21 protein-coding genes are annotated in these 25,124 nt (G+C 38.2%); 7 read left to right on the forward strand and 14 right to left on the reverse strand.

The genetic code is table 11. The features are described 5' to 3' along the window. The first annotated feature begins 120 nt into the window (after nt 1-120). From L1D31_RS11945 to L1D31_RS11970, 6 genes are all read left to right on the forward strand, one after another. The gene (locus tag L1D31_RS11945; protein ID WP_239837343.1) at nt 121-705 is read left to right on the forward strand and encodes a hypothetical protein; all 585 of its coding nucleotides are present in this window, start codon (nt 121-123) and stop codon (nt 703-705) included. Then, nucleotides 702-2,579, forward strand: a complete 1,878-nt coding sequence (locus L1D31_RS11950; protein ID WP_239837344.1) for a hypothetical protein — start codon at nt 702-704, stop codon at nt 2,577-2,579. The genes L1D31_RS11945 and L1D31_RS11950 overlap by 4 nt, the downstream gene beginning before the upstream one ends. Beyond that, a complete protein-coding gene (locus L1D31_RS11955; protein WP_239837345.1) occupies nt 2,579-4,522 on the forward strand; it encodes a tyrosine-type recombinase/integrase in 1,944 nt (647 codons plus the stop codon). The genes L1D31_RS11950 and L1D31_RS11955 overlap by 1 nt, the downstream gene beginning before the upstream one ends. After that, nucleotides 4,519-5,619: an AraC family transcriptional regulator gene (locus L1D31_RS11960; RefSeq protein ID WP_239837346.1), complete on the forward strand. Its 1,101-nt coding sequence runs from the start codon at nt 4,519-4,521 to the stop codon at nt 5,617-5,619. Before L1D31_RS11955 ends, L1D31_RS11960 begins: the two co-directional genes overlap by 4 nt. A 97-nt stretch (nt 5,620-5,716) precedes the next feature. Continuing rightward, nucleotides 5,717-6,910: a site-specific integrase gene (locus tag L1D31_RS11965; protein WP_239837347.1), complete on the forward strand. Its 1,194-nt coding sequence runs from the start codon at nt 5,717-5,719 to the stop codon at nt 6,908-6,910. A gap of 65 nt (nt 6,911-6,975) precedes the next feature. Then, on the forward strand, nt 6,976-7,431 hold the full coding sequence (locus L1D31_RS11970) for a hypothetical protein (protein ID WP_239837348.1): 456 nt from the start codon (nt 6,976-6,978) through the stop codon (nt 7,429-7,431). A 136-nt stretch (nt 7,432-7,567) separates the two neighbouring features. On the opposite strand, the gene L1D31_RS11975 is transcribed toward L1D31_RS11970, so the two are convergent. The 14 genes from L1D31_RS11975 to L1D31_RS12040 form a co-directional block, all read right to left on the reverse strand. After that, nucleotides 7,568-8,242 carry a hypothetical protein gene (locus tag L1D31_RS11975; RefSeq protein ID WP_050923004.1) on the reverse strand — a complete coding sequence of 225 codons (675 nt, stop codon included), beginning with the start codon at nt 8,240-8,242 and terminating at the stop codon, nt 7,568-7,570. After that, on the reverse strand, nt 8,214-8,705 hold the full coding sequence (locus L1D31_RS11980; protein ID WP_050923003.1) for a hypothetical protein: 492 nt from the start codon (nt 8,703-8,705) through the stop codon (nt 8,214-8,216). The genes L1D31_RS11975 and L1D31_RS11980 overlap by 29 nt, the downstream gene beginning before the upstream one ends. A 49-nt stretch (nt 8,706-8,754) precedes the next feature. Then, entirely contained in the window at nt 8,755-11,790 is a 3,036-nt protein-coding gene (locus L1D31_RS11985) for a type I restriction endonuclease subunit R (RefSeq protein ID WP_239837349.1), read from the reverse strand. Beyond that, nucleotides 11,780-13,735 (reverse strand): DUF262 domain-containing protein, encoded by a 1,956-nt coding sequence (locus L1D31_RS11990; RefSeq protein WP_039447896.1) that lies wholly within the window; start codon nt 13,733-13,735, stop codon nt 11,780-11,782. The genes L1D31_RS11985 and L1D31_RS11990 overlap by 11 nt, the downstream gene beginning before the upstream one ends. Then, nucleotides 13,732-15,108 carry a DUF262 domain-containing protein gene (locus L1D31_RS11995; RefSeq protein ID WP_198102758.1) on the reverse strand — a complete coding sequence of 459 codons (1,377 nt, stop codon included), beginning with the start codon at nt 15,106-15,108 and terminating at the stop codon, nt 13,732-13,734. The genes L1D31_RS11990 and L1D31_RS11995 overlap by 4 nt, the downstream gene beginning before the upstream one ends. Beyond that, nucleotides 15,105-16,268, reverse strand: a complete 1,164-nt coding sequence (locus L1D31_RS12000) for a DUF4268 domain-containing protein (RefSeq protein WP_039447889.1) — start codon at nt 16,266-16,268, stop codon at nt 15,105-15,107. The genes L1D31_RS11995 and L1D31_RS12000 overlap by 4 nt, the downstream gene beginning before the upstream one ends. 11 nt (nt 16,269-16,279) lie before the next feature. Next, nucleotides 16,280-17,590, reverse strand: coding sequence for a restriction endonuclease subunit S (locus tag L1D31_RS12005; protein WP_039447919.1), 1,311 nt, complete (start codon nt 17,588-17,590; stop codon nt 16,280-16,282). Nucleotides 17,591-17,599: 9 nt separating this feature from the next. After that, entirely contained in the window at nt 17,600-20,038 is a 2,439-nt protein-coding gene (locus L1D31_RS12010; protein ID WP_039447887.1) for a class I SAM-dependent DNA methyltransferase, read from the reverse strand. Between the two features lie 57 nt (nt 20,039-20,095). Then, the gene (locus L1D31_RS12015) at nt 20,096-20,986 is read right to left on the reverse strand and encodes a WYL domain-containing protein (RefSeq protein ID WP_039447884.1); all 891 of its coding nucleotides are present in this window, start codon (nt 20,984-20,986) and stop codon (nt 20,096-20,098) included. Nucleotides 20,987-21,462: 476 nt separating this feature from the next. Beyond that, the gene (locus tag L1D31_RS12020; RefSeq protein ID WP_239837350.1) at nt 21,463-21,768 is read right to left on the reverse strand and encodes a hypothetical protein; all 306 of its coding nucleotides are present in this window, start codon (nt 21,766-21,768) and stop codon (nt 21,463-21,465) included. Between the two features lie 16 nt (nt 21,769-21,784). Continuing rightward, a complete protein-coding gene (locus L1D31_RS12025; protein ID WP_239837351.1) occupies nt 21,785-22,153 on the reverse strand; it encodes a hypothetical protein in 369 nt (122 codons plus the stop codon). Nucleotides 22,154-22,295: 142 nt separating this feature from the next. Next, the gene (locus L1D31_RS12030; protein WP_158105387.1) at nt 22,296-22,601 is read right to left on the reverse strand and encodes a hypothetical protein; all 306 of its coding nucleotides are present in this window, start codon (nt 22,599-22,601) and stop codon (nt 22,296-22,298) included. Nucleotides 22,602-22,646: 45 nt separating this feature from the next. Beyond that, on the reverse strand, nt 22,647-24,023 hold the full coding sequence (locus L1D31_RS12035) for a DEAD/DEAH box helicase family protein (protein ID WP_239837352.1): 1,377 nt from the start codon (nt 24,021-24,023) through the stop codon (nt 22,647-22,649). A gap of 1 nt (nt 24,024) precedes the next feature. Then, nucleotides 24,025-24,570, reverse strand: a complete 546-nt coding sequence (locus L1D31_RS12040) for a hypothetical protein (protein WP_239837353.1) — start codon at nt 24,568-24,570, stop codon at nt 24,025-24,027. Nucleotides 24,571-24,695: 125 nt separating this feature from the next. On the opposite strand from L1D31_RS12040, the gene L1D31_RS12045 reads away from it, so the two are divergent. Then, complete coding sequence (locus tag L1D31_RS12045; RefSeq protein ID WP_050923122.1) at nt 24,696-24,992, forward strand: helix-turn-helix transcriptional regulator; 297 nt, start codon at nt 24,696-24,698, stop codon at nt 24,990-24,992. The last annotated feature ends 132 nt before the right edge of the window (nt 24,993-25,124 follow it).

A 25,124-nucleotide genomic window follows, 5' to 3' on the forward strand; every position in this document is an offset into this window, starting at 1 on the left:
CTAGCCCGACTCAAGGCAAAGACGATAGTTTTGAATAGACAAAGTAATCACTTTTCAGTGGCATTTTGCATGAGAGTCGCATAGCAAACTTCAATGCTGCACTACGACCAAGGTGAAACTATGTCTAAAAACCATTCATTACCTCAAATTTCTCCATCCGACATCTTTAAGTTAAAAGCAAAACAATTTTCATTGTTAATAACCAAAATATCAGGTTTTAGTAATATACCGTCAAAAAAAAGGTATGATTGGTTAGCTCATGCTCTAGGTTATAAAGACCACAGTGATTTATTACACTCTAATTATCTTAGAAGAATTACTGATAACCGTAATATCCTAAATATTTTTAGTAATAAAAAACAACGAGAAGAAATAATTAATATTTTCTGCTCTAACCTTCCTGCCGTATCAAAGAAACATATAAGTGATGCTACTATTTTAATGGCTATTATAGAAAAGCCAGAATATAAAAAGTTACTATTTTCACTAATACATAGTGGAATTAGATACTCCTCAATTTCTGGGTTAATTACACCTAAAAATAATAAAATAATCACATATAAATTAAACATCCCAAGAATAAAATCAGCACACCAAAGCCTACCAAATAACACCATCAACAAAAACCATATATTTTCGTTTTCAAAATTTCGTGAAGATTATGTTAAAAACACATTATCAGAAAACTTAACGACAAATAAATGAAATATAGATTTGGTGAAATGGGAAATAAAAAAATATCTATCGGAAACTTATCCGCAAAAATAATAAGTAGGAAAAACATAAGCATCGGTGATAAAAGTGCACTTGGTGAATTAATTAAATATTTAAAAAAAGAGAATAAAAGTAAATTAATAACAACCAACTTTGATGATGTTGAATTTCTTAAATTTCTGAAATATTTATCTAAGATTAAAACGACAAAACGCCGATATCAAATTTCTGTTGCAGTAAGACGCCTTATTGCTGAAGAATTTCACAACGGAGTTGTTTTCACTATATCACCCGACGAATGGCCTGTTCCGGAAAAACCGAGACCAACGCATTTTCAACCACTAAGCTCAGAACAAATAGTCAAATTGGAAGAATTTCTAAGAGAAGAAATTGACGTTGCTTATAAGAAAGATGAAATTTTTCAGAGTGCCCGAAAATCAGGAGTGGTTAGCAACAAAATCGGCATCGACTTTTGGCACCGAGCTAACCCAGATCCAGCGTTACCTAGATTTACTGACTGGCATGAAAGCCTAAAAAATGCCATTGCTACAATATATTCTATTCATCCAAATTTTCCTAATAATGCATCAAATGAAGATTTGGCAGAAAATGGAAAATTTTATATTCCCAAAGACCTTACATATACAAATCTTACAACAACATTTAAAACCCTCGCAAAGAGAATGGTCATGCAAAACATTCCTGGGTACACTTCATTTGTATTAGAAGCCCCAGAACTAACATATACAAAATTAATATCATATATCTACCCGGATTTACGTGAACTGATCGCTATTAAAATAGCGATTTGCTTCGAAACTGGTTGGTCACCCGATATCACCGAACGAATAGATCCAGATGATTATATTTATGACCCAATTCCTATGGAAAATGACTGGGTATTTATTAAATCAACAAAAGCAAAGGGAGCTTCTGTAAATAAGAAAACAAGACTTCGCGAACAGAGATTGATGATTCATCCTAGTTCAAAAACTGATAAATACAGTGCGTATAATTTAATAAAATTACTAGTAAAAAGAACTTCGACATTACGAAAAGGACATTTATACGAGAAAGCAACTACAGATCTTGACGTTCACCCTGCATTCATAAGTTTAGTAGTAAATGCTGGTCTAAAATTTGTAGCGCATTACCCATGCCGTAAAGGTGTTAATAGAAGTTCAAGTAGCAAGTTCATTGAAAAAAGTATTGGGTATAAGTTGGATCTAAGACGACTCAGGCCAACTCGATTGTATCTAAATGAAAAAGAAAAAAAGCTGCCGCTATTGCTTCAAGTCGCGCTATTTGGGCACTCAACATCTGCAATTACTGACGAGGTTTATAAAGACAACTCCCACTTCCAACAGCTAAGAAATGACAAACTAGCAATGGAATTAGATAGTATATTCGACAGTATTCGTGATGGTTCTTTCAAAGGAAAACTAGTTCCATTAAAACAAAGAACATGTATCAAAAAAAAGATAATAAATATCTATACAAACCACAATGGCGAGTCACCATTAGCAATCTGTAATAACCCATACTACCCCACCTGGCACTTGTCTGATGGTGGACAAATTCCCAGATCAAATAAACCATGCAAACAATTTAACAAATGTCTTACGTGTCAACAATCATCCGTTACCAGTGACAACATTCCATTTGTAGTAGATAGATTCCTCTATTTAGATCAGAAACGACGCTCAATGCGAAGTGACCAGTTTGATTGCATGTATAGGGAAGAATATGAAGCAGCAAAAGAAGTCATCGAATCATGGCCTTATCAAGAAGATATTCAAGAAGCTGAGTTGAGAAACGCTGTTGATGGATACCTACTTCCACCTATTATTTCAGAGAGTAACTAATGAAACTAATAAACTTTGGCGAGATCAACATTGATAAAGACATTCAAATATCAGAAGAAATAAATTTCAAATATAATGTTTGGAGAATTCAATATTCACAATCAGAACATATATCACTAAACTTTGAAAAGTTTAGTGATAATAATAATGTATCTAACTATAACGATTTGGTAATTTTAATAAAAATACTAACTTATTATGAATTCCCTAAATTATTCAATTTAAACATAACCAGTTGGTTGACAACAAATCATCGCCATTCATATTTTATTAATGTCACTAAAAATTTTCTCCTTGATTCTGGATTTACATCTAGAAAAATGCTTTCTAATATTACTTTAAGTCAATGTAAAGGATATATTGAAGATTGCATTTCACTATTTAGAAAAAGAATACCAGGTTCAATAACAAAACTGGATAGTGCAATATATTTTTTTGACAGATGGAGTGAATTATCTCACAAAAAAAGGTTACCAAAAGAATTCAGATTTGAATACGATAAGTATGATATTTTAGATAAAGAAAAACGTGCTGAACTAAGAACTCTCAAAGATGAACAATGCGATCCATGGCAACCATTGGATGCAGACATTGTAAAATCCGTTTTCGATGAATCATTAAAATATATACAAACTTTATCTCCAACAATTATTAAATGCTCCAATTTAGTAAAAGAAAAAGGACGACGAGACGATGGTTCTTCTTGGGGAACCATAAGAAAAGATGGTCGTACAAAACATATTTTTAAAGTACTCGAGAACATGAAAATTCCAGACATATATGATGGAGTTAAACTTTTCAATTTTAAGCCTGTAACCAAAGAGGTTACTTCTTTAGGTTACGCCAGTGGGAAGCAAGATAGAACAACAATACCAACCAATGAAATACGGCCAGCAGTTATAAAACTAAAACGAAGTTGTATATTTATTATAGGGTTATTTACTGGTTTAAGGCGTCGTGAGATTGCATCACTAAAGGCTAAGCCAGCATATAAAAAAAATGATTGTTTATACTTAGATATTATACGTTTTAAGCAAGCCGCCGATTCAGAACAAGAAGGTGAAGAAGATAGTATCCCTATACCAAAAATTGTTGGTGATGCTATTGATATATTAATTGAATTATTTGCTATCAGCCGAAAGACATTAAATAGCCAATATCTTTTGGTAACAGATATGCCTTCTAAAAAGAATTTCGAAAAAATAAAAATTGATACAATTACAAAAGACATTAGAAAAATAGTCGCTGATATGACAAATGTAACAGATGCTCACCCACACCAGCTGCGAAAAACTATCGCATGGTTACTGATTTCTAGAAGTGAAAAAAACATTGATCTTATTCGTCAGCTCTTTGGTCATAAAAGTTATGGTATGACACTTCGATATATAATGCGTAACGAATTAATGGTAGAAAGTGTAATAGAGTTATTAGAACACAACTACACAGAAGATCTACAAGAAATATTCGAGGCTATCAATAATAATAATACAGCGGGAGATCTATCAGATAAAATAAAAAAACGTATGGAAGAGCAAATTTATCCAGGTAGCATATTGGTAACCGATATTGAATCCTATGTGCGTGAATCACTAAAAGCTGGTATACCTTTGTTCGTATCGAGAGTCCCCATTGGTGGTTTCTGCATAAACGCAGGTAATGAAGATTTTATCCCACCATGTATGATGAAAACCAATTCAAAAAGACCATGCGTTGATTTCTGTAACTACAAAGTGTGTGATTACCTAATTTTTAATGATGAATCAATTTCTAATATTCACTCTCAAATTAACTACTACAAACAAAAGTTAAGCTATCTAGATGAATCAAGCAATGAAAAAGTTGTGACTTATTATCAAAAAGAAATTCTTGAACACAGAGAGCTTCTTGAGAGATTAGAAAATAAGAAAAATAACCAGAATTTTAAAAAGGCTCAATTATGACTTTAAAGGAAAAGGATGTGGAAAATGTAATTGATATCCTTATCTCATCAGATTCTTTTAATGTAAAAAAACTAGCTGAGTATCTTAAGGTTTCTCGGTCCTATTTATATAAAGAATTCCGACATCTACTACCTAAACCAGCAAGTATCACCCAAAAAAGAATAGAAAATGCTATTTTACGAATTAGACAACGGACAGGTCGCTCTCTCTTAACTATTTCGGAAGTAGCAATAGAATCAGGAGTAAGCAGGCAAAGTATTTCTAGAGATTACAGTCATCTTTTATCTATGATCAAAGGTAAAAAACCTGTTGATATAATTCCTAATTCAACAACAGAATCAGAAGAAAAAATTAAATTCCTAGAAGATCAAATTTCTTCTCTTAACATGAAAAATGAACAATATGAAGAGAATATTAAGTTAAAGGTTTACTCCGATATGATGAAGCAAGATCTTGCTTCATTTACAGCCCAAAAGGACAAAGCAAATGCTATCAAGCTACAAAATCAAAATGATGAAATAATAGCTATTAATAAACAACAAATATCAGAACTAGCGGATCTACGATCGCAATTATCAGAATTAAAAAGAAAGTCTAAAACAATCATTCCCGGGTGTAATATTATTGCTCATATCAAACCAGATTATAGTAATATTTCATCAAAAATGGATTTAAAAACTTCAATGGAGATTTTCTTCGAAATAGAAGAAAAAAACATAAACGATGCCATTGATATCTGCTTCACTTCACAACCTAATTCAGTAATATTTTTTCAACCTTTCCTTAGTTGCAACTTTGAAAGTCTTAGTATTACCTTATCAAAAGGTGATGTTATTATTATTGAAAGTAACTTTCCTCTTGCCAAGCAATTCAAAAAACTTTTACTAAATATAAGCGAAATTCCTGTCCATTCAATATCATGTAAAGGTCATGAATTACAATTGGCAAATTTCTATTGTCGAAAAAATCACACCAATAAATTTAGCGAAGAATTTATAGAAAAACTTTATAAAATAATATCTTACCCAGACCACAATGATGGTTTTAAATCCGTAACGCTTGTAAAGCCTAGCCCTTCTATTTCGGCGGTAAAATAGCATGCTTATTGAACGAAAATTAATCACATACCTATATGAACGAACTGATTACTCTCATTATATCCTAAATTTAAAGATTAATGATAAGACAATATTAATGACTGCTGTAAACCTATTTTTAAAAGAAAGAACATACAAAAGCTTGAAAACTAGCGCACGATATTCAAATATATTAAAACGTTTCTTTGAATTTATAATAAACAATAATGCTAACATAACTCAAAATTTCTGGCGAGAAGTTGCAGATAGCGATATTCGTGAATGGCAAGGATATATAATAAAAAATAGAGATAATAAAAATAAGAAAAGGCCAAATGATGATACTGTATATTTAGATGCTTGTATCGTTTTTGACTTCTATTCTTGGGCGGGAAGGAACCATTTCCCAGTTTTAATAAACTCAACAAGTGTTGACTGGAAGTTTAACTTTCGAGATGAAAGCAAACTTTTATCAAGTAAAGGCATCCTATCAGGAAGTGTTCCAGATTATGCCAATATTGATATTCGTAACACACGAAACAGACGATTTAGAAATTCTAATAGTAATAAGCCTGAAACAATCATGGAATTTGAAAATATCAGCGCTTTAGTGAACTCATATAGTGATCTTGTTTATCCAGTTATGTTTCTATTAGCACTAGCCACTGGAATGCGTGAACAGGGAGTATGCTCTTTCCCCTATATTGGAATCGGAGAGAATGATCATATTAGAACATATCCTGAAATAAAAAATTTAGTTCCCAAAGACCCCAAAGGAAAAACTTCAAAAACATTTCCTTTCACTACTATAGAAAAAGGGAACAAACAAAGAACGCTACAAGTAAATATGTCTGCTTGGAAAGTAATATGTAAAATATATTTACCACTTTATTACCAAAGAAAGAAATTATTTAAAAAGAAATTTCCTAATAAAAATGTTGATGCTGTATTTTTCTTGAATAAGGCTGGTAAACCCGTAACACCCAAAATGGTGTCAGATGCAACTAACCGAGCAAAAAAGAAACTTAATGACCAGCGCTTTCATTGGTCATTTCACAGTACAAGGGACTGGTATGCCACAATGTTTATGATCAAGCACTTAACTCGAGAGCAGATCAATGCAGCACATTATGACGCTGCTATTGAAGATGCATTACGCAAACAACTAGGACACAGTGATATCAGAACAACATATATGCATTACATTCGTGTTGCTTCGCTTCTATTGGCAACACGTAATGGTGAATTAGATTTTTCGTTAGGGAATTCTGATGATTTTTGGAGTAATATAGTTAAAACAATAGATAACTAGTGCTCTCGTCGTCATTCAACTTAATCCATAGCCAAGCAACACAACGCATAATAGGGAATAAATCGATGCACAAGGAAACCTTTAAAATTGCTCCTTTTAATCTTGATAATTTTAGATCGAAAGCAATACGATTTGCGTCACTTATAATAGAAAAATCAGGGTATGATAAGTTCAAATCAAAAGAACGATATAATTTGCTCGCTCAATCATTGGGTTATAAAGACCATGGAGCCCTCGTGAAGTTATCGCGTTCCAGGAAAATCAGTAACAATAATGCCGTTTTTAGCATTTTCGTTTATGAGAAATACAGAAAAAACATCATTGATACTTATTGCTTAAACCTTCCTTCGATCAATATAAAACATATCGAAGCAGCCGCTGAGGAGATGATTATTGACGAGCGACTAGAAATCTCTAATTTTTTACGCTGTACCCCCATGAGCCGAGAATCTTTTGTTCAATATCATAACCGATACTATTTCGAAGAAGTGACTTGGAGTAACTTTGATTCCTATAACTGAGGATCTCGAACTTATCAATCACAAAGTCTCAAACCATGTTAAAACAATTAACAAAAATGACTTCAAGCATTTATGCAACTCTTTCGAAAAGGCGGATCCAACTATATAGGATGGCCCGCCTCACGCCAACTTTATATTAACGTCTACGCGACTTTTGATTTCGAAATGCTGTCCTAAACTGTGATATTGTTTGTGCTTCTGAATCAGGATTTAAAGGAGTCAAACCAAGAAAACGTTGTCTTTTATGATGAGCAAGTACTCTGTCAAGAGATTTCCCATCACGGTTACTTAAGAAAAACCGATCTTCCTTACCTAAATCCAATGTTGTTCCCAAAAATTCTCGACCTAGTGATATGCCCAGATTTCCGGAATAAAATTTACATTCAGCAGTTAAGACCGTATGGCTTTTCTTTGGGTGGACCATGTTTCGTCGACAAAATTCACCTTCAGAAGCGTCAACAACTAAAACATCACATTCATGAACAACGCCAGCAAGTCCTTCAACATACACACCAACATGGCCTTCAAAAATCAGGTCGTTGCCAAAATCAATCACCGCATGTGCATAATCATTAGCCTTCGAATAGATTCGCCCTGGAGATGATCTGAAAAACAATGTCTTAGGAGATTTCGTACCATTAACTGTTTGAAATGATATCGACGCTCCTTCTTGCCGAGCTGCTTCCAACACCAATGATAATGCATACACTTCAAAAGCATCATTTGCCGCACCAGAAGATGTTACTGGAACCCTGTTTTTCAAATGTTGGTTATACGCGTTTTCAAGATCTTTCAGTGTCGTCATCGCCATTCTCTAACATTCCTTTAAAGCCATCGTACGCTAATTGACTTTCAGTCAAATCCCCATTTATGCTAATCGCTTTTATTTCATGAAGAACCTCTTGAGATACTTCATCATTATCTGATGGCACAAACTTTATTGATTCAATAGTTGAATCAAACTTCAATAGATTTTCCAGTGCAGAATGCCGTATTTTAGGTACATCTAAAAAAGCAACTTCGATAGATTTTAGGAGGACACCAACTTTCTCATCATGAGTAAAAGGTCTACTAGTTTCATACTTTTGACGTTTCCTCTTTTCCGGCGCAGGTAACTGGTCGGAAGGTACTAATTTAAAGAAGCTACTATCAGTATCAGCTTCCTGAGCCTTCATTGATATACCTTGAGAAAAAGTATCTTCAATTTCGTCAGCTATCCAAGATGTGCCTGAGCGCTGCCTCAAGACAATTAAAAAATCTTCTATTTTTTCCATCTATAACAACTCATTTCCACTAAAACAAAAATCTTCAATAAGGCTCTCATCAACCACCAACCATACGCTGCGTACTATGCGTCAACGCAGTCTCGAATGCTGTATCAGAAGCAAATAGCTTGTAAAACTCCATATCTTCTTTACGGCGGCGAAGCATGACTTCCTTCAGTATTTTTTTATACACCAGCTCTCGGTTGACCGGGTCTGGGTTATTTTTGTATTTCGATTCAAAATCCGGGTGTTGACGAACACTCTCGGCAATCTTGATAAACTTGATACGTTGTTCTTCTGGCGTGGCGCTCCACCCTTGGAACCAGCGCTCGTTAAAGGTACGGATGATTTCATCAAGCTCATCAGTTTCAGAGTCCCCCCCATGAGCACTTCTAGGGTTAGGGTTTTGAGGGTCAACTGGTGTTTCGTCAGGATTTAGATGAATAGAATGATTGAGCTTAACTCTCTGCAACCCATATGAACTCAAATCAACCGACTCTAAAAGCTTATCGAAAGCATCTGCATCTGAGTCATCTACCTTCAGTTTTGGAATCAGAAACTTGAGGAACCAAAATAGTTTTTCCCATTCGACAATTTCATATGGCATGATTGACGCCATCTGACCGTAAATTTTTACGAACTGTTTGGCTTTAATCTTGAAATCAACCTGTTCTTCTGGCTCTAGACCAAGCTCATCATCGAATCGAGCTACTGCGGTATCAATGATGGGGCTTAGCGTTTGTGCATCTTCGTTATTAAAATAGCGAGATACAAAATCTTCAACTTCATACCATTCATATACACCAACATCATCTAGGTCATCTTTCAACTCATGCAGGACATTAATATCAGTCGCTTGAGAGAGAGATGTGGCGGTATAGAAAGGATCAAATGATGCTTGTATATCTTCTACTGCGTTAAAGAAGTCCAGGACAAACAAATCTTCCGTTTTCTTACCCCATTTAGGCGCACTGCGGTTGAGTCGAGATAATGTTTGAACACACAGAACACCTGCAAGTTTTTTGTCTACATACATAGAGCAAAGCTTTGGTTGATCAAACCCTGTAAGGTATTTGTTTGCCACGACTAATAAGCGATGTTCATCCGTATCAAATTTGTCTTTCGTTTCCGTTTCTGCGAAGCCGTTAATATCAGCTTCAGTGTATTCAATACCATCAACAGTTTTTGAGCCAGAAAAAGCAATCAGAACTTTGAAAGGGTTACCTGACTCTTCAAGAATACGGCGAATAGCTCGGTAATAACGTATAGCAGTCTCAATGTTCTGAGTAACAACCATACCTTTACCCTTGCCTTTTAACTTCTTAGCGTTAACGACTGAAGGTATAAAGTGCTCCAGCATGATTTCAGCTTTCGTATCGATCGTCTGTTGACTGCGCTCAACAAAAGCCCTCAGTTTCTTCTGAGCTTTCTTGGTATCAAACTCAGGGTTTTCAGCTATCGACTTTTCAATCTCGTAATAGCTTCTGTAAGTCGTATAGTTGGCTAGCACATCTAGAATGAAACCTTCTTCAATCGCCTGCTTCATCGAATAAAGGTGAAATGGCTTAAACGTGCCATCCGGTTGCTGCTGACCAAATTTCTCCAAGGTTGTATTTTTAGGTGTTGCAGTGAAAGCAAGATAGGAGGCATTACCACGCATTTTGCGTGATTTCATCGCCTGTAGAATTTTATCTTGTGCGTCTTCTTCCGCTTCAACGTCTTGTTTACCCATTGCCCGGTTCATATTGTCATGCGCAGAGCCAGACTGGGAGCTATGTGCTTCATCAATGATCACCGCGAAACGTTTATCACTGAGATCTTCAATCCCATCGATAATAAAAGGGAATTTTTGAATAGTGGTGATAATTATTTTTTTACCACCCTCTAATGCGCGTTTAAGCTCCGAAGAGGTAAGAGCTGGCGCAATAATGTTTTTGACCTCGGAGAACTCTTTGATGTTATCTCTCAACTGTTTATCAAGTAAACGACGGTCCGTTACAACGATAACAGAGTCAAACAATGGTTGTTCCATTCCCTTACCGCCAGAAACTTCATTAGTTTCCGGATAAGTTTCTATCAGTTGATATGCAGCCCAGGTGATAGAGTTTGATTTCCCAGACCCTGCGGAGTGTTGAATCAAGTATGTATGACCAACACCATAAGTGGAGGCATGAGCAATCAATTTACGTACAACATCAAGCTGATGGTAACGCGGGAAGAATAAGGTACGTTTCGCCAATGGAGTTTTGCTACCGCCGTCAAGACGCACAAAGTGTTGAATAATGTTAGCGATGCTACTTTTGGTAAAGACTTCTTCCCATAGATATGCCGTTCGATGACCGTTAGGGTTTGGCGGGTTCCCTTTACCATGGTTATAACCTTTATTGAAAGGCAGGAAGAAAGTATTTTTCCCAGCTAATTTGGTGGTCATATACACTTCATCAGTATCGGCTGTCATATGGACCAAACAACGACCAAACGTGAGAAGTGGCTGAGTAGTATCTCTGTCTTCACGGTACTGTTTTTGACCATGGTAACGAGCTGTTTGCCCAGTCCACGCATTTTTCAACTCAAGAGTGACAATTGGGATACCGTTGATAAACAGCACCATATCTATTTCTTGCAGTGGATTGGCTAATGAGTAACGAAGCTGACGTGTACAACTGAAAATATTAGCTGCAAAATTTTGTTTTACCTTGTCACTACTGCTTGCTAAAGGTGCCGGATACATGAGATTTAAATGAGCATCATCAACTTTCAGTCCCTTTTTAAGCAGATGCAACACTCCATGTTTTTTGATCAGACGGTCGTAACGCTCTAAAATCTTACGTTGCCAATCACCCGGATTGTTCTTCTTCAATTTAGCCAGTTCTTGTTCCTGAGAGTCTTCAAGAAACTGCCAAAAGAAACGATCATCCAATGCGTACTGCATATTGAAATCAGAAGGGAAACCAGATAGATAACCGCAATGTTGCACACCATAAGGCGCAACAGGATCATCAGATATCCCTATCTTTTGATCTTCAAGACAATGGCCAGTGAGTGCTTTTTCAATACTAGCCTCTAACGCCTGCTCGTTAGTATTACTGACCATCGGTTACTCCTTGTGTGTAATGTGTTTCCAACAATGTCAACATGTTCTGTTGATGTTTTTCTATTTCGTTGGCAGACCATTGGTTATCTGATTGCGTGTATGTTTCAAAAATATCTTTCAGCTTCAACGCGTCATAACGTGGCTTAGAATCGAAATCCGCTTTTTTCTTTGCTACCGTTTGGTTGCTGTATGACGAGTTTTCTCCCGGGCTTAGAAGCACTAAATTACCAAAAGCATTCAATGGACTCCTTTCAAGCTGATGATGATACTCTTCATTTTGAGGGTGAACGTGCTCAACCGAGTTTTTCGAAGTAATCCGATAACGTTTTAACTTATCATCATTGGCTTTATCACCGTTTTTCCAGAGCAAGTATTCCAGCTTCTGAAACCAATAATGTTCGAATCGAGTTCCCAAAGAGCTTTTAAGATATATGGCTTGTTCTTCCCAGGGAATTGTTTGTGGCGATATCCCTGATGCAAGTTTAAAACTGGCTTCTTTTTGCGTTTCACAGGTAAGCGACATTTGATTATCGATGCGTTCAAGTAGCGCAATTACGTCTTCGTCTTTCGCTTTCGGCTCCGCAACCAACCGACTTAGAAACGCTGTCAACCAATACTGGGCTGAGCGATCACCGGTAAAGTTACGTACCGCTTGCAACTGTGCCAATAAACCAAGTTCTTTGGCTTTACGGTTGATATAGGCTTTATTCTTACTGATCGAGGTTAAACGTAGCTGGGCATCTTCTCTGTCATCATGCTCGACCCATTTTACAACCCAGGTATCGAACTGATAACGAACCTGCCATAACAACTCTATAAACGATTTAATGGTTCGTTCATCTTGTTGTAGTAGCCGTTCAAAACACAACATCAGATTGCTAGCACGAATACGTGGGACAAGATCATCCCACAATTTCTGGGTACAAAAAATTCTGAGCGTATGAATCAACAGCAATTCAAAACTTATAATTGAACGGCAATAAACGGTCTCATCATCAAAATCATCGCTTTGATTTTCAGGTTGTTCAGGTTCAATATCAAAGTCCAACGATCCTGATGCTATCTCTGCAATTGACTTACCAACTCGTTGAACACTATTACTAGAACTGGCTAGAGGAAATCTCTCTGCCTGATAATTGGCAAGATCTGCATACTCCATTTTTTGCCAGTCGGCACTTTTGAATATCTGTCTGAGATTGCGCTCAAAATAGTTATCGGTATGTTCGCAGGCTTGCCAAATACTGCTGTATATAGCTTTGTCAGTTGGAGTTTTAATGTGCTTGAACAGCTTGGCCTTCAATAAATCGACTGGTTCTAGCTGTATGCCACCAGTATTTAAGCTCGAAAACAAGCGATTAAGATCCATAGATGCTGGAACAATATTATTTACCCACTGCACTTGTTTAAAAATGTAGTCAGCAAAACCATGAATATCGAAGTCTGATTGCTCGGCCAACTTATCGACTTGCTGCCTCAAAATCGTAAGGTTAGCTTCCAGATGTACTAAATACTCATCCTTACGAATATCTTCTTCACCGGGTTTCGTAATTTTGTCCAGTCCCGCGTAGCTGCCAAGCAAGTTACGCACTGACTCTCTGATTTCGAACGTTAACCTTGGATTTTCACCTTTGATACTCACATGAGCCAGCTGAGTCTCGATACCTACTGCCTTGAAGGCAAGTGATAACAACATCAATGTTGTGGTTCTTTGCTGCCCATCGATCAGTTCATATTCGCTTTTATCACCATTTAACGCACTCAAGACGCTACCGATAAAGTAATGAGGCTCTTTAGCTAAATAAGCATCGCGAATGTCGTCAAATAACTTAATCACTTCTTCTTCACGCCAAACGTAAGGGCGCTGGTAGCAAGGAATAACGAAGCCCAAATTCTTTGTCGCTATGGTTTGTAATGAAAGCAGCTCTGTTTCAACCTTTGAACTCATGCCGCCTCCGTCATTTCAGTGATATTACGGGTTAATAAGTTAGCAAATGAAGACGCGTACTGTTCTGCTGACAACCCCAGCTGGAAATGCTTAGTCACTTCTGCAATAAAGCGTTTCTTGACACTATTGGTATCGAATTCTAAATTGCTAGGATCGACGACCAAATCAAACGCATCAAAAAAGGCAAAGCACTGCTTAGGCGTATAGCTCAAAGCAATCCAGTCCAAAACGGGATAGTCCTTCACAAAACTTGAAATTGAATTTTCTCTTACCGCTTTCTGATTACTCACTCTGCGGGAGTAAACGACTCTGAATAATTTTTTCGCTGCCAACTCTAACTGGTATTCTCCAAACTGGCTGATGTACATCATCAGGCACGCTTCATAGAGACCTTGCAAATAGCCACAGCCTTCTAACCCTTTAAGCCAGCAAATAAAGCGGTTGTAACCTTCTTGATGGGGCAACGTCGGGTTAACCCAGTATTGCTGATATAGGTTTTGGAAATACGCCAGGTAACGAATAGTGTTGATACCCGCATTAAGCGGCTGCCTGACTTCATACCCCTGTTGTGCGGCTTGTTGGACAACGTCGCCACCAATCCCAGTTAACCGCAGTACTTGACCATAAGCAATGTCACCACCTTCGGTTGTTTGTTCACCAAGTTCGGAGACAATTTGATCCCTCACCACTTTTGTCTGCTGATGTGGTGCGAGTTCTCTCATATTCAGCTGTTGCCAATAACGCCCTTTTAAAAGGGATTTGACTGAGTTGTCTAATTTACCCAACCCTTCCCATTGGAGCGCGAATCTTGATTGATGAACCTTAGGAACAGCTCTTAAATGATGGGCTTTGATAATATCGGGACCACCAAGTCTCACACCGCCAGTGTTTTGCGTTTCAAAAAAGCGGTACGCATCATCCTCTGATTCAGTGACCACCAATGAAAACTGAATACGCTCAAAATTGATAAGCTTCGCCCACTTGGATTTGCGATCTGCTAACCAATCAAGATTTGTCTTAATTTGTTGTTGGCTAAGGGGAGATTCAAAACGTAGATCAAGCAGTTGGTGCTGTTGAGATAGAAAACTGAATAGCGCTAACGTAGTAATACGCTGTTGACCATCGATAATTTTCAGCTGTTGTTCATCGTGGTGAAGAATAAGACTACCCAAATAATACGGTAGCTCACTATTCTTATGAAAATGTTCTCTTAAATCTTCTAACAGGCTATCAATTTGCTGACTTTCCCAGCAATAAGGGCGCTGGTATTCAGGGATGACTAACGTTCCAGTAAGTGGCTTGCCATTACTCGCCTGTATTTTTTGGCCTTCAAAAAGTTGTTGTGCTGAACAAGTTGCGACACTTACCGTCATTTCACATCCTTATGTTTTAATCTTTCAGAGGCTTGCAGAAGTGATGCCTTAAGTGCCTTTTCCAGTTTAACCATATGCTCAAGATGCCAGGTAATATGATCATGCCAAATGTCTTTGTTAAAGCCTTCCACTTTACAGGAGAACTGGATTCGAGATTGTTTCTTGTCATCTAGACGAAGCCACTCAAGAGGTTCTCCAAATGCAGAATCAATCTGCTCTTTTTGTTCGAACAATTGATCAAATAACCATTTGTTTTCTTCACCGTTGCTTCGACTTAACCACAACTCAACACGAAGTTCCTTTTGATTAAAAATAAGGCTGAACGGGCAACCTGTTACACCGGAACCAGCGCATAGCCAGTGATCTTTGGTTGTGCTGATGTTGTCATACAGGTTGCAATCGCTCTTTTGAAACACCTCTAAAGCCTGTTCCCAATACTCTCGCCTTACCGAGTGACGATTTTTTAGAACTACTTCTGTTGTTTTTTCTTCCGCTTCTTTGGCATTAATGCCAATCATGAGTTCTTTGGCTTCTGGAGTTGGAATAATCTGATCGATATTGATAAGAAGCTGTTCATCGAGGGCATATGGAGTGACTTTAAAGCACTGGATACTAAGACCTTGACCAAGTAACCACAACGCTGTACTGGTCACTTCTTTACGGAAATTGGCGGCCACTAACATCAGGCGCTGGCTGTTACCCAGATTAAGTTTAATTTCATCTAAATCAGGCGCATCTAAGAATTCACAGATGCGCTGCACTGCGTTTTGTGGCTGGTTTAATAAATCACGCTCACCTTGTAACGGCTCATAGCGATCCAAATACTGCTGATAAATATCAACAATCTGCCCTTTAGTAAGGCTGGCACAGTAAGAAGCGTACTTAAGTGCCTGCCAAACCACATCACGACCGGAGTCATCAAGTTTGTTCTCGATAATGACGAGGTTGCCATCTTTATCCAGAGCCAATAAATCAAGGCGCTCCCGGGTATCATCAAAGCCATCAAACTCTTTTTGAATAATCAGGAGTTCTTCCCCTAATGCATCCGGCTGATGAGCCAACCACTCCTGTAGATGTTTGCGCTCAGCAAAGCCCAGCTCACTAAACTTCTTAGTTTTTACCGGACTGATTCGGTTGGTTTGATGATTAACCGTGAACATAACGCCTCCTTTTAGCCTTCTACCATTTCAGGCATTATTTTGGTTTTTCCTGTGACAGCATGATTAATAAGAGAAGTTTTATACTCTCTCAATTTACATATATTTTTAGCTAACTCTGAAATTGTTAACTCTATAAGTGAAACTTGCTCCTCTAAATAGCTAGCTATTTTTCTTTGCTCGTTCATATCAGGATAGATAAAAGGAATATCTTTCATTCTAGTTTTTGATAAATCCCATTGACCGATACGTACGCCATCAGAAGCGCTTGCAAAGTAAGATACATAAAGTTTACTCCGGATCGCCCAATGGAAAAATTCCGGATTAATCTCCTGAACTAAATCAAACACATAATATGCAGGACTAACAATACCTGTATATTTTGACACTCCATATGAACCTTGCCATGCTTTCATTTTATTCATCCCAAATTGACCTTTTTTAATCAGTTTGTAACCGCTTAAATCATCTGGAATAAAATTGTGATTTGATTTTTTGTCATCGGTGTCACGTTCAATTACCCCTAGCTCTCTTGTAATTGACAACAAAGGAAGATCTGGGTGGTTTTTCACTGATACCGCAGACAAGCATCTACCGAGTTTTGATATTTCCCATGTAGCAGGAATTTTACCTACCCATTCAAAACCAGAGTCTTTCATCACTACATTTCGGTCAAGCCCTTGTGTAACTGCTTTCTGAATAGTTATTTGCTTTTGGTCTTTAAAAAGTTCAATTTGTTGTTCTTTTATAAGAATTGCTTCATCAATCTCAGCTGCTTTTTTATCAAGAAATTTAGCTATAATTTTCTGCTGTTGTTTCTCGGGAAAAACAAAGGGAATGTCTTTCATTCGATTTTTAGATAAATCCCATTGCCCAATACGCACTCCATCAGAAGCGCTCCCAAAAAAAGACACATAAATTTTACTCCGGATCGCCCAATGGAAAAATTCCGGATTAATACCCTGAACCAAATCAAATACATAATATGCAGGACTAACAATACCTGTATATTTAGATACTCCGTATGAACCTTGCCATGCTTTCATTTTGTTCATTCCAAATTGACCTTTTTTAAGCAATTTATAACTACTTAAATCGTCTGGAATGAAGTTATGATTTGATTCCTGATCATATATATCACGTTCAATCACACCGAGTTCTCTTGTAATCGATAACAGGGGAAGATTCGGATGATTTTTCTCCGACACGGGGGTCAAACATAATCTAAGCTTATATACTTCCCAATCGATAGGGATTTCACCTATCCATTCATAACCCGAATGCTTGTAGTACTCGTATTTAGACATTTCAGTTATATTTTTCAAACTCACCACCTATCCCTGAACCTGATTAACGCTACTAACATGTTCTTTGGATACACCAAGGATCTGTGCAATCAATCCTTCTGCCTTTTGTTCAAGGCTAATAATATCGGCAGCCACATCACTCAGTTCACGTAGTGGTTTATGAAGATAGAAATATTTGTTAAAACTAATTTCATAACCGATTTTTACTGTATCTAAATTAATCCAAGCTTCATCGATATGCTGTTTAACTTCGTTAAGAAAATATTGGTAAATACTTTGTTTTAGAGGCACAGATTCACTTTCACGTAAGTCTGAATTACTCTCATAAGTGGTAAACTCGTATTTTTTACCGGTTGGGTAATAACCAAAGTCAGGCAAGTCAGATTCTTCACATTCATGGCGTTCAAGCAAATCTTGTAGCTTTTCACCATTAAGTTTTACAACTTTCTTGACCACTTTAGCGGCATTTTCGTCATACCAGCTTACAGCATTTAAAATGGCATTTTTCTCTGGAGCAGAGAGTTTCACTTTGCTCGCTTTAAGCTCTTGATCTACTTTCGATTTAAACACGTTGTAATCATCAAACTCATCACTACCAATGGAATTCATCAACTGTTCTGCAGTTTGAACCAGTGCTTTAAGCGATAGCCAGTATTTGACATCTAACAGTTTAGTCTGTGCTTTTTTATTGAGATTTATGTCGTTATCTTCACACCAAGCAACAATTACTTTGTTTATCGATTTTAAGAAGCTCTGTTTCTGATCAGGTCCATAGCCTTTGGTTTCATAAACTTTATCTTCATATTCAGAATACAAATATTCCATTACGATCGATAACTGCTTATCAAAACGTAACTTAGCAATAGCTTCACGAGTAAATTTTGCTTTGCGACGGTCGGGACGCTCGATAGTCACTTTGTAATAACCGAAGTCCTCATTATTGAAAACCATACTAGCAATACCTATAGGATTGTTGTTTTCATCTAGTTGACGTTCAACCATTGAAAAATCCAAATAAATACGAGTAAGCTCTTCAACCTGTTTTGGAGTTATCTCACAATTTTTTTCGCCCAAGTTTTTACGTAATTTTTGATAAAGTAAACTGGCATCAATAAGCTGTACTCTACCTTTACGACTCTTAGGTTTGTTATTACTCAACAACCAAATGTAAGTGGTAATACCAGTGTTATAGAACAAGTTGTTTGGCAACTGCACTATTGCATCAAGCAAATCGTTTTCGATGATGTAACGACGAATATTGCTTTCACCACCACCCGCATCTCCGGTAAATAAGCTTGAGCCATTGTGAACAGAAGCAATACGAGAGCCGATCTGAGTTGCTGTTGCCGATGGCTCTTTCATCTTATTGACCATCTCCATCAAAAACAGCAATTGACCATCACTAGAACGTGGCGTTGCATCCTGTTCTTCTTCATTGCCCCAAAAGTCTTTCAATTTGACTTTGAAGCGAGGGTCAATCACATCCTTACCATCTTTGATGTACTTTTGCTCAGACGCCCAGCTCTTACCATAAGGAGGGTTAGACAGCATAAAATCAAACTTCATCCCCGAGAATTCATCCGTTGAAAGAGTCGATCCCACTTTAATGTGTTCCGGGTTGTTGTTTTTGATCATCATATCCGACTTACAAATGGCGTAAGTCTCATCGTTGATTTCTTTACCATATAGGTAGATATCACGATTAGTCCCAAGGCTTGGGTACTTCTCTTCAATAAACTTCTGCGACTCAGTCAACATACCGCCGCTACCACAGGCCGGGTCGTAAACCGTCATCACTCCAGGAAGTTTGTCTTTTATTGGATCGAATACCAGGTGAGTCATTAGTTCAATCACTTCACGTGGAGTAAAGTGTTCCCCAGCTTCTTCGTTGTTTTCTTCGTTAAACTTACGGATAAGTTCTTCGAACACATAACCCATTCCCAAGTTACTCAGCGCCGGTAACTTGTAACCGTCAGGATCAGTCGCTTCATTTGGAGTTAGGTTAATGTATGGAGAAACAAATTTCTCAACGACATCCAGCAGTACTTGCTTGGACGCCATATGGCGGATCTGTGCTTTCAAATTAAAGCATTCGATAATCTCTTTAACGTTATCGCTAAAACCCAGTAAGTATTCTTCAAAGTTCGCTAGGAGGATTTGCTGGTTGTTCGTTGCTGCGTTATATAAGCTTCTCAGTGTCCATTTCGACGTGTTGTAAAACACAAAGCCTGACGCATCACGTAATGGGTCGCCATCCAGCTCCACCGCATTCATTTCTTCTTTTTGGAAACGAACTTCTTCTAGTACAGCCTCTTTACTAGGCTCAAGCAGCGTATCTAAACGTCTTAACACCACCATAGGCAAAATGACATCGCGGTACTTACCCCGAACATAAACGTCACGCAGACAATCGTCGGCGATATTCCAGATAAATGAGACAAGTTTATTATGTACGCTGTGGTCCATCTTTTTATCCTAATTCTGTTGAGCGTATGGCTCGAAATTCTTCTTGTTGTGAGTTCGTTATGCCTTTGGGGCAATATCGAGCTCTGCAATATCTTTTAACTGGCTGGCATTACGCAGCCACAATAAATGTTCTCGCCCTGTCAGGCTGTGATCTTCCGTACAATCCACATTCCAGTAACGCAGATAATAGCCAGCAAGTGGAAGTCTTAACTTAATGCTGCGATGCCAATCCGGTGAGGATTCCATAGAGAAATCCAGAGCAATAGCCTGATGGTATGACTGCGATGGATGGGGAACTAACTCAAGTTCAACCGACTGATTCCAACTATCATCACTTTCTCTCAGTTCACTTTCTGGAACGTGTTCTTCTAGATTTTCAACCTGAGTAAACCGAGTGCAGACAAAGTCCCGAAACTGATTATGTTTGCGGTCAAACGCTCTGACATGCCAACGTTGCCCATTATTGACCAATGTATGCGGTACGATAATGCGTTGTGTCTCGCCTGAACTTAAAGACCAATAAGTCACTTGAATTGGTTGCTGATGGACAATACCGCGCATGAGTCCTGCGACAATATCGCTACTCGGGTTAAGTTGGCTAAAAGACTGAATGCAAACGTCAGAAGGCTTAACAGGCATAGATATACCGTCACCAAAACCTTCCACTAAGCGTTGTAGTATGGCACTGCTATCATGTTCAAAAAGTGGCTGAAATTGTTCTGTGCGGTAGTAACGCTTATCTTCATGCTTGAGGACCAGATTATCCGGCATTAACTCACGATAGAGAGTAAAGTCACGAGAACAAGACGCCAGTCCTGTTTTAAAATGCTGGATAAGGTCTGTTCTTGCAACGTCACCAAAGTACTGCAAGCAAAAGTCGATAAAAGCCAAGCGTTCTTTTTGCGCGTAACTCAAATCGGCCAAAGCTTTATTTTTCTGAGATTCCATGCCATACCTTGATATTTGCAACTTGATGGATATATTAAGGCATGCAACCGATAGGTACAATCATTTTGATAGGATGGTTTTGATATTATCTGTGTCAGTTCAAAAACAGGCTGTACTGCTGTTTTCACAATACAAAAAGGCAAGTAATGAGAGTTTACCTCGATGACGAACGACCAACTCCAGAAGGATGGCTCAGAGTTTACTGACCTGAAGAAGCCATTGCATTACTCAAGCAAGGGACGGTAACGGAAATCAGCCTTGATCATGATCTTGGTGATGATGAACACAGCACAGGCTATGATGTAGTTTTGTGGATTGAAGAGGCGGTTGCAACTCAAGGTTTTCAACCACCTAAATCCAGGTTCACAGTGCTAACTCATCTGCAAGGCAGAAAATGGAGTTCGGTATCGTGAATATCAAACGTTTAAGTATGTTAGCTTGAACTAATAGAAAAATGGCAAAACATACTCTATTTATCACACAAGTTGAATTACATATACAGCAGCGGTTGCAGCGAAAATAGCTGCTACCTTTAGCGAAAACAATATCAATTGCCTCTTGTATCCATAAGAAATCGCTTGCTCAAGTTCGTATAGTTCAATCTTTGTTCGCTTTTCTTGATACAAAAATATGCCATCAAGTATTCTTGAGGCCATTCCTAACTTCCACTGCTCATAAAGTTTCAGTCTTTCAGCAGAAGGGAAATCATCAATGTGGTTTCTGCTTCTGATTGAAGCCGCTATCTGGTCTACAGTTCGTCTCTTTTTCAGAAGCACCGGCATTACCCCTGTAAGTTAATTAATAATCCGCTGATTTTAAGGCGCGTATTTTAGAAATCAGTTCACTAGTAACGCCCTTTCCAGACTCTGAACGTAAGTAACGATCCGGATAATGTTGCAATAGCTCTCCAGAGCCGACATCACCACAGACGTACCATAGGGCGTTCAGACTGTGAGCATGGGCTAACATCTGACGGACTGAATTGTTGTCGTCCATATGCGTTCTGAAGGGCAACTCTGTCTCAGGAGCTAATTCATCGCCAGTAAACACGCCATGTTCAATAAGATATGAACGATTGTAAAAAGTCCCCAACGGGTAAAGTAGTAGACCCGCTTCTGACGTCGCATTTCTTAACTTGTCGATAGCTTGAAAATCCGGTTCCACCATTTCTAAAAGTGTCTTTGTTCGAGTATTGAACCAATCTTTATACTTGGCATGTACACTTGCATTATGGTGAAAATAATCATTCGAATAGAACAAACTAAGCATGTCGAAATATAAAATCTTCACTGAAATTCCCTGGTTTACATTAGGCATAGTTAAAGTGGTGCTTCATGAAAAAGTCCAAGTGACATCCTCTTTCTAATGCTCTTTGCTCAATTTGCTTCCATAATACTGGTAAATAGGTTTTAAGCTCTTCCGCATCCGATTGGTGATATTCATCCTCACAATCTCCAGCAGCAGCTTTTAGCCACCCTGAAGGGGTCAAAATAGTGAGCCCCCGATGAAAATACTCAGGAATCGACTCCCGAATGAATTCTTCGCTACCGCTAGCAACATAAATTGTGACACCTTCACCCGTCGCGTAATAATAGCTAACACCGATATAGAACATATCAACTCCTTAAAAGTCTATTGCTTGATGAAACATCGTCTCTGATTATAAAAATGCTGAGACTACACGCTCACGAAATTGTCCTAACCAGATTTCATCATAAATGTCATCAAAGCCCCGGCCTGAATTGGACTGTTTGGAGTGAGTTCCCCACTCTAACTGGCTGTAACTCTTGATAGTTTTTGTTAGTTCAGATTCAACTTCACCGCTTTGATTTGTTGCTTGTAGATGTGTGACATACTCATCTTTAACGATTTTGGCAAAGAGACATGTTTCAGGAATGTCATGCTCTATACGTTCCGCGTATTCAATTAAATTCTGCTCGGCAAACGTATAAAGCCAGGCTTGTTGATTTGGACTTTCGTTGACTCGTAATATCCGGCCAAGTACTTGTCTAAAGTAAAGTTCTGTTTTTACAGCGCTGATATGACAACACACTTGTAATCGGGGAATATCGGTACCTTCGCTTATCATGCCGACACTCACAATCCATTGGGTCGTTCCTGTTTGATAGGCCTTAATTTCAGATTGTGGATCATCATGATGGTAGGTTACTAATGTTGCTGACTGGCCAAATTTTTCGGTCAATATTTTTTGTACTTGTTTTGCATGCTTCACCGATGACGAAACAACGAGACCACCGGCATTAAAAGACTCTTTCCGGATTTCACTAAGTTTCTGACATCCCAAGCCGAGGATATACTCCATTGCTTGAGTATTATGAATAACATCCTGATAAGACGTCTTTGATTGCTTAAGGAGTTCAAGAATAGAAGCAAATGATTTTTTCTCCGAACCTTCTGAAATCGTTAAATGTTCATTATCAACCAAAACTAATTTCGGCTTACGGCAAACTTTGTCAGCTATAGCTTCAGCTAATCCATACTGGTAATCACAAAATAGCTTGCCTTCCGGATCACTATATTCAGCTAAAACAATCGGAAATTTATCTGAGCGCCAAGGAGTTCCTGAAAGAGCCAAAGTATAGGTGGCAACACCTTGTATACGCGCTAATATCTGTTGTCCCCAAATGTTGGCTCTGTCTGGCTCATCGCCAGAACAGTGATGTATTTCATCAAATACGACAAGCAGCCGATATTTTTCAATGGTCCGCCAAAAGTCGTCGCCTAAATACTGAATTGACTGATAAGTAAGCGACTGACCAATTGAGCCTAGACTGCCGTTAAATGGACAATTTATGGTTATCGAGAACGTAGCCCTCATGCCATCAGCTACAGCGACTGAAGGTGAAAAGCAAAGAATGAGATCGATCATGCCTTTATCGAGTAGTATCTTAGCCAGTGTAGCTGACATGATGCTTTTACCGGCTCCAGGTGTTGCCTGACAGAAGAAATGGTTAGAACCGGATTCGTACTTTTCCAACGCCAGAGCAACACATTCTGCTTGCCATTTCCTTAACATACTATGCTCTCTCATGTGACAACGAATTCAACATATTCGTAATTGCATTAATATTGCCCATAAATAAAGCTGCTTTTTCGTTAGCAGCAACGTTCAGACGCTCAAGAAGCTGAAATTGCTCGGGATATTGTTCTTTTAATGCTTTGTACTTATCTATCTCACCCAAAGTAACTTCCAGTTCTCCCTTTAATCTGTTGCGCTCAACCGTTAATTCAGAGTAATAGTTACTATCTTGATTTGTAGCAGATACTCTTGGGCGACTCTTTCTTACACGTGATTTAGGCTTCCGAGGCTCAAAAGAGAGTGAGTTAAACTCGTCCGTTTTGAAGTATCGTTTTTCTCTACCAGAACCTTCACAGCGCAACCATCCGCTTTCAATACACTTTAATAATTGTCGATAAACAATCTTTCGAAGCTCATTGATATCTTTAGGACTTTCGGAGAACAAGCGAGCGGCATCTCGGGCCTCGATAACGGAAAACCCATCCATCTTTTTTTCTATCAATAACTTATAAATATACACGTTTATCTTTTGAGAACGTTTCACATACAACTCCAAAACACCGAAAACTTAGGATTGCTAAGTATACAAAAATAAGTAAAACTTAGACAATCTAAGTTATCGAAGGATTTAAGAGAAATGAATCGTCTGTGGAAGACAACCCGATACCTATGCGGCTTAAACAAGCTCGCAAACATGCCAAAATTACCCAGAAAAACTTGGGGATAATGATCGGTATGGATGAAAGCTCTGCAAGTGGCCGAATGAACCATTACGAAAAAGGGCGACATACGCCGGATATCAGCACATTAAGAAAAATGGCTGATGCTCTTGGCGTGCCGTTAAATTACTTTTTTTGTGAGGATGAGGCGTCTGCTGAGTTAGCGACGGCAATCTCGAGATTATCTGAAGATAAAAGAAATCAAGTGCTTAACTTTGTAAAATCACTCGAAGAAAGTGACGAGTAAAGCAGAGATTCAAGCCCTTTCGTGCATTGACCCCGACAAATACTATAACGCACCTCAAAGTCTAAAATGCAGTACATACAATTTTTCGCATCCAAGGGTTGGGGAAATTATTAGCCGCCAGAGAAAATGGGC

The sequence above is a fragment of the Vibrio sp. Isolate23 genome (genome assembly GCF_022398095.1).
In the GTDB taxonomy this organism is placed as follows: Bacteria; Pseudomonadota; Gammaproteobacteria; order Enterobacterales; family Vibrionaceae; genus Vibrio; species Vibrio coralliilyticus_A.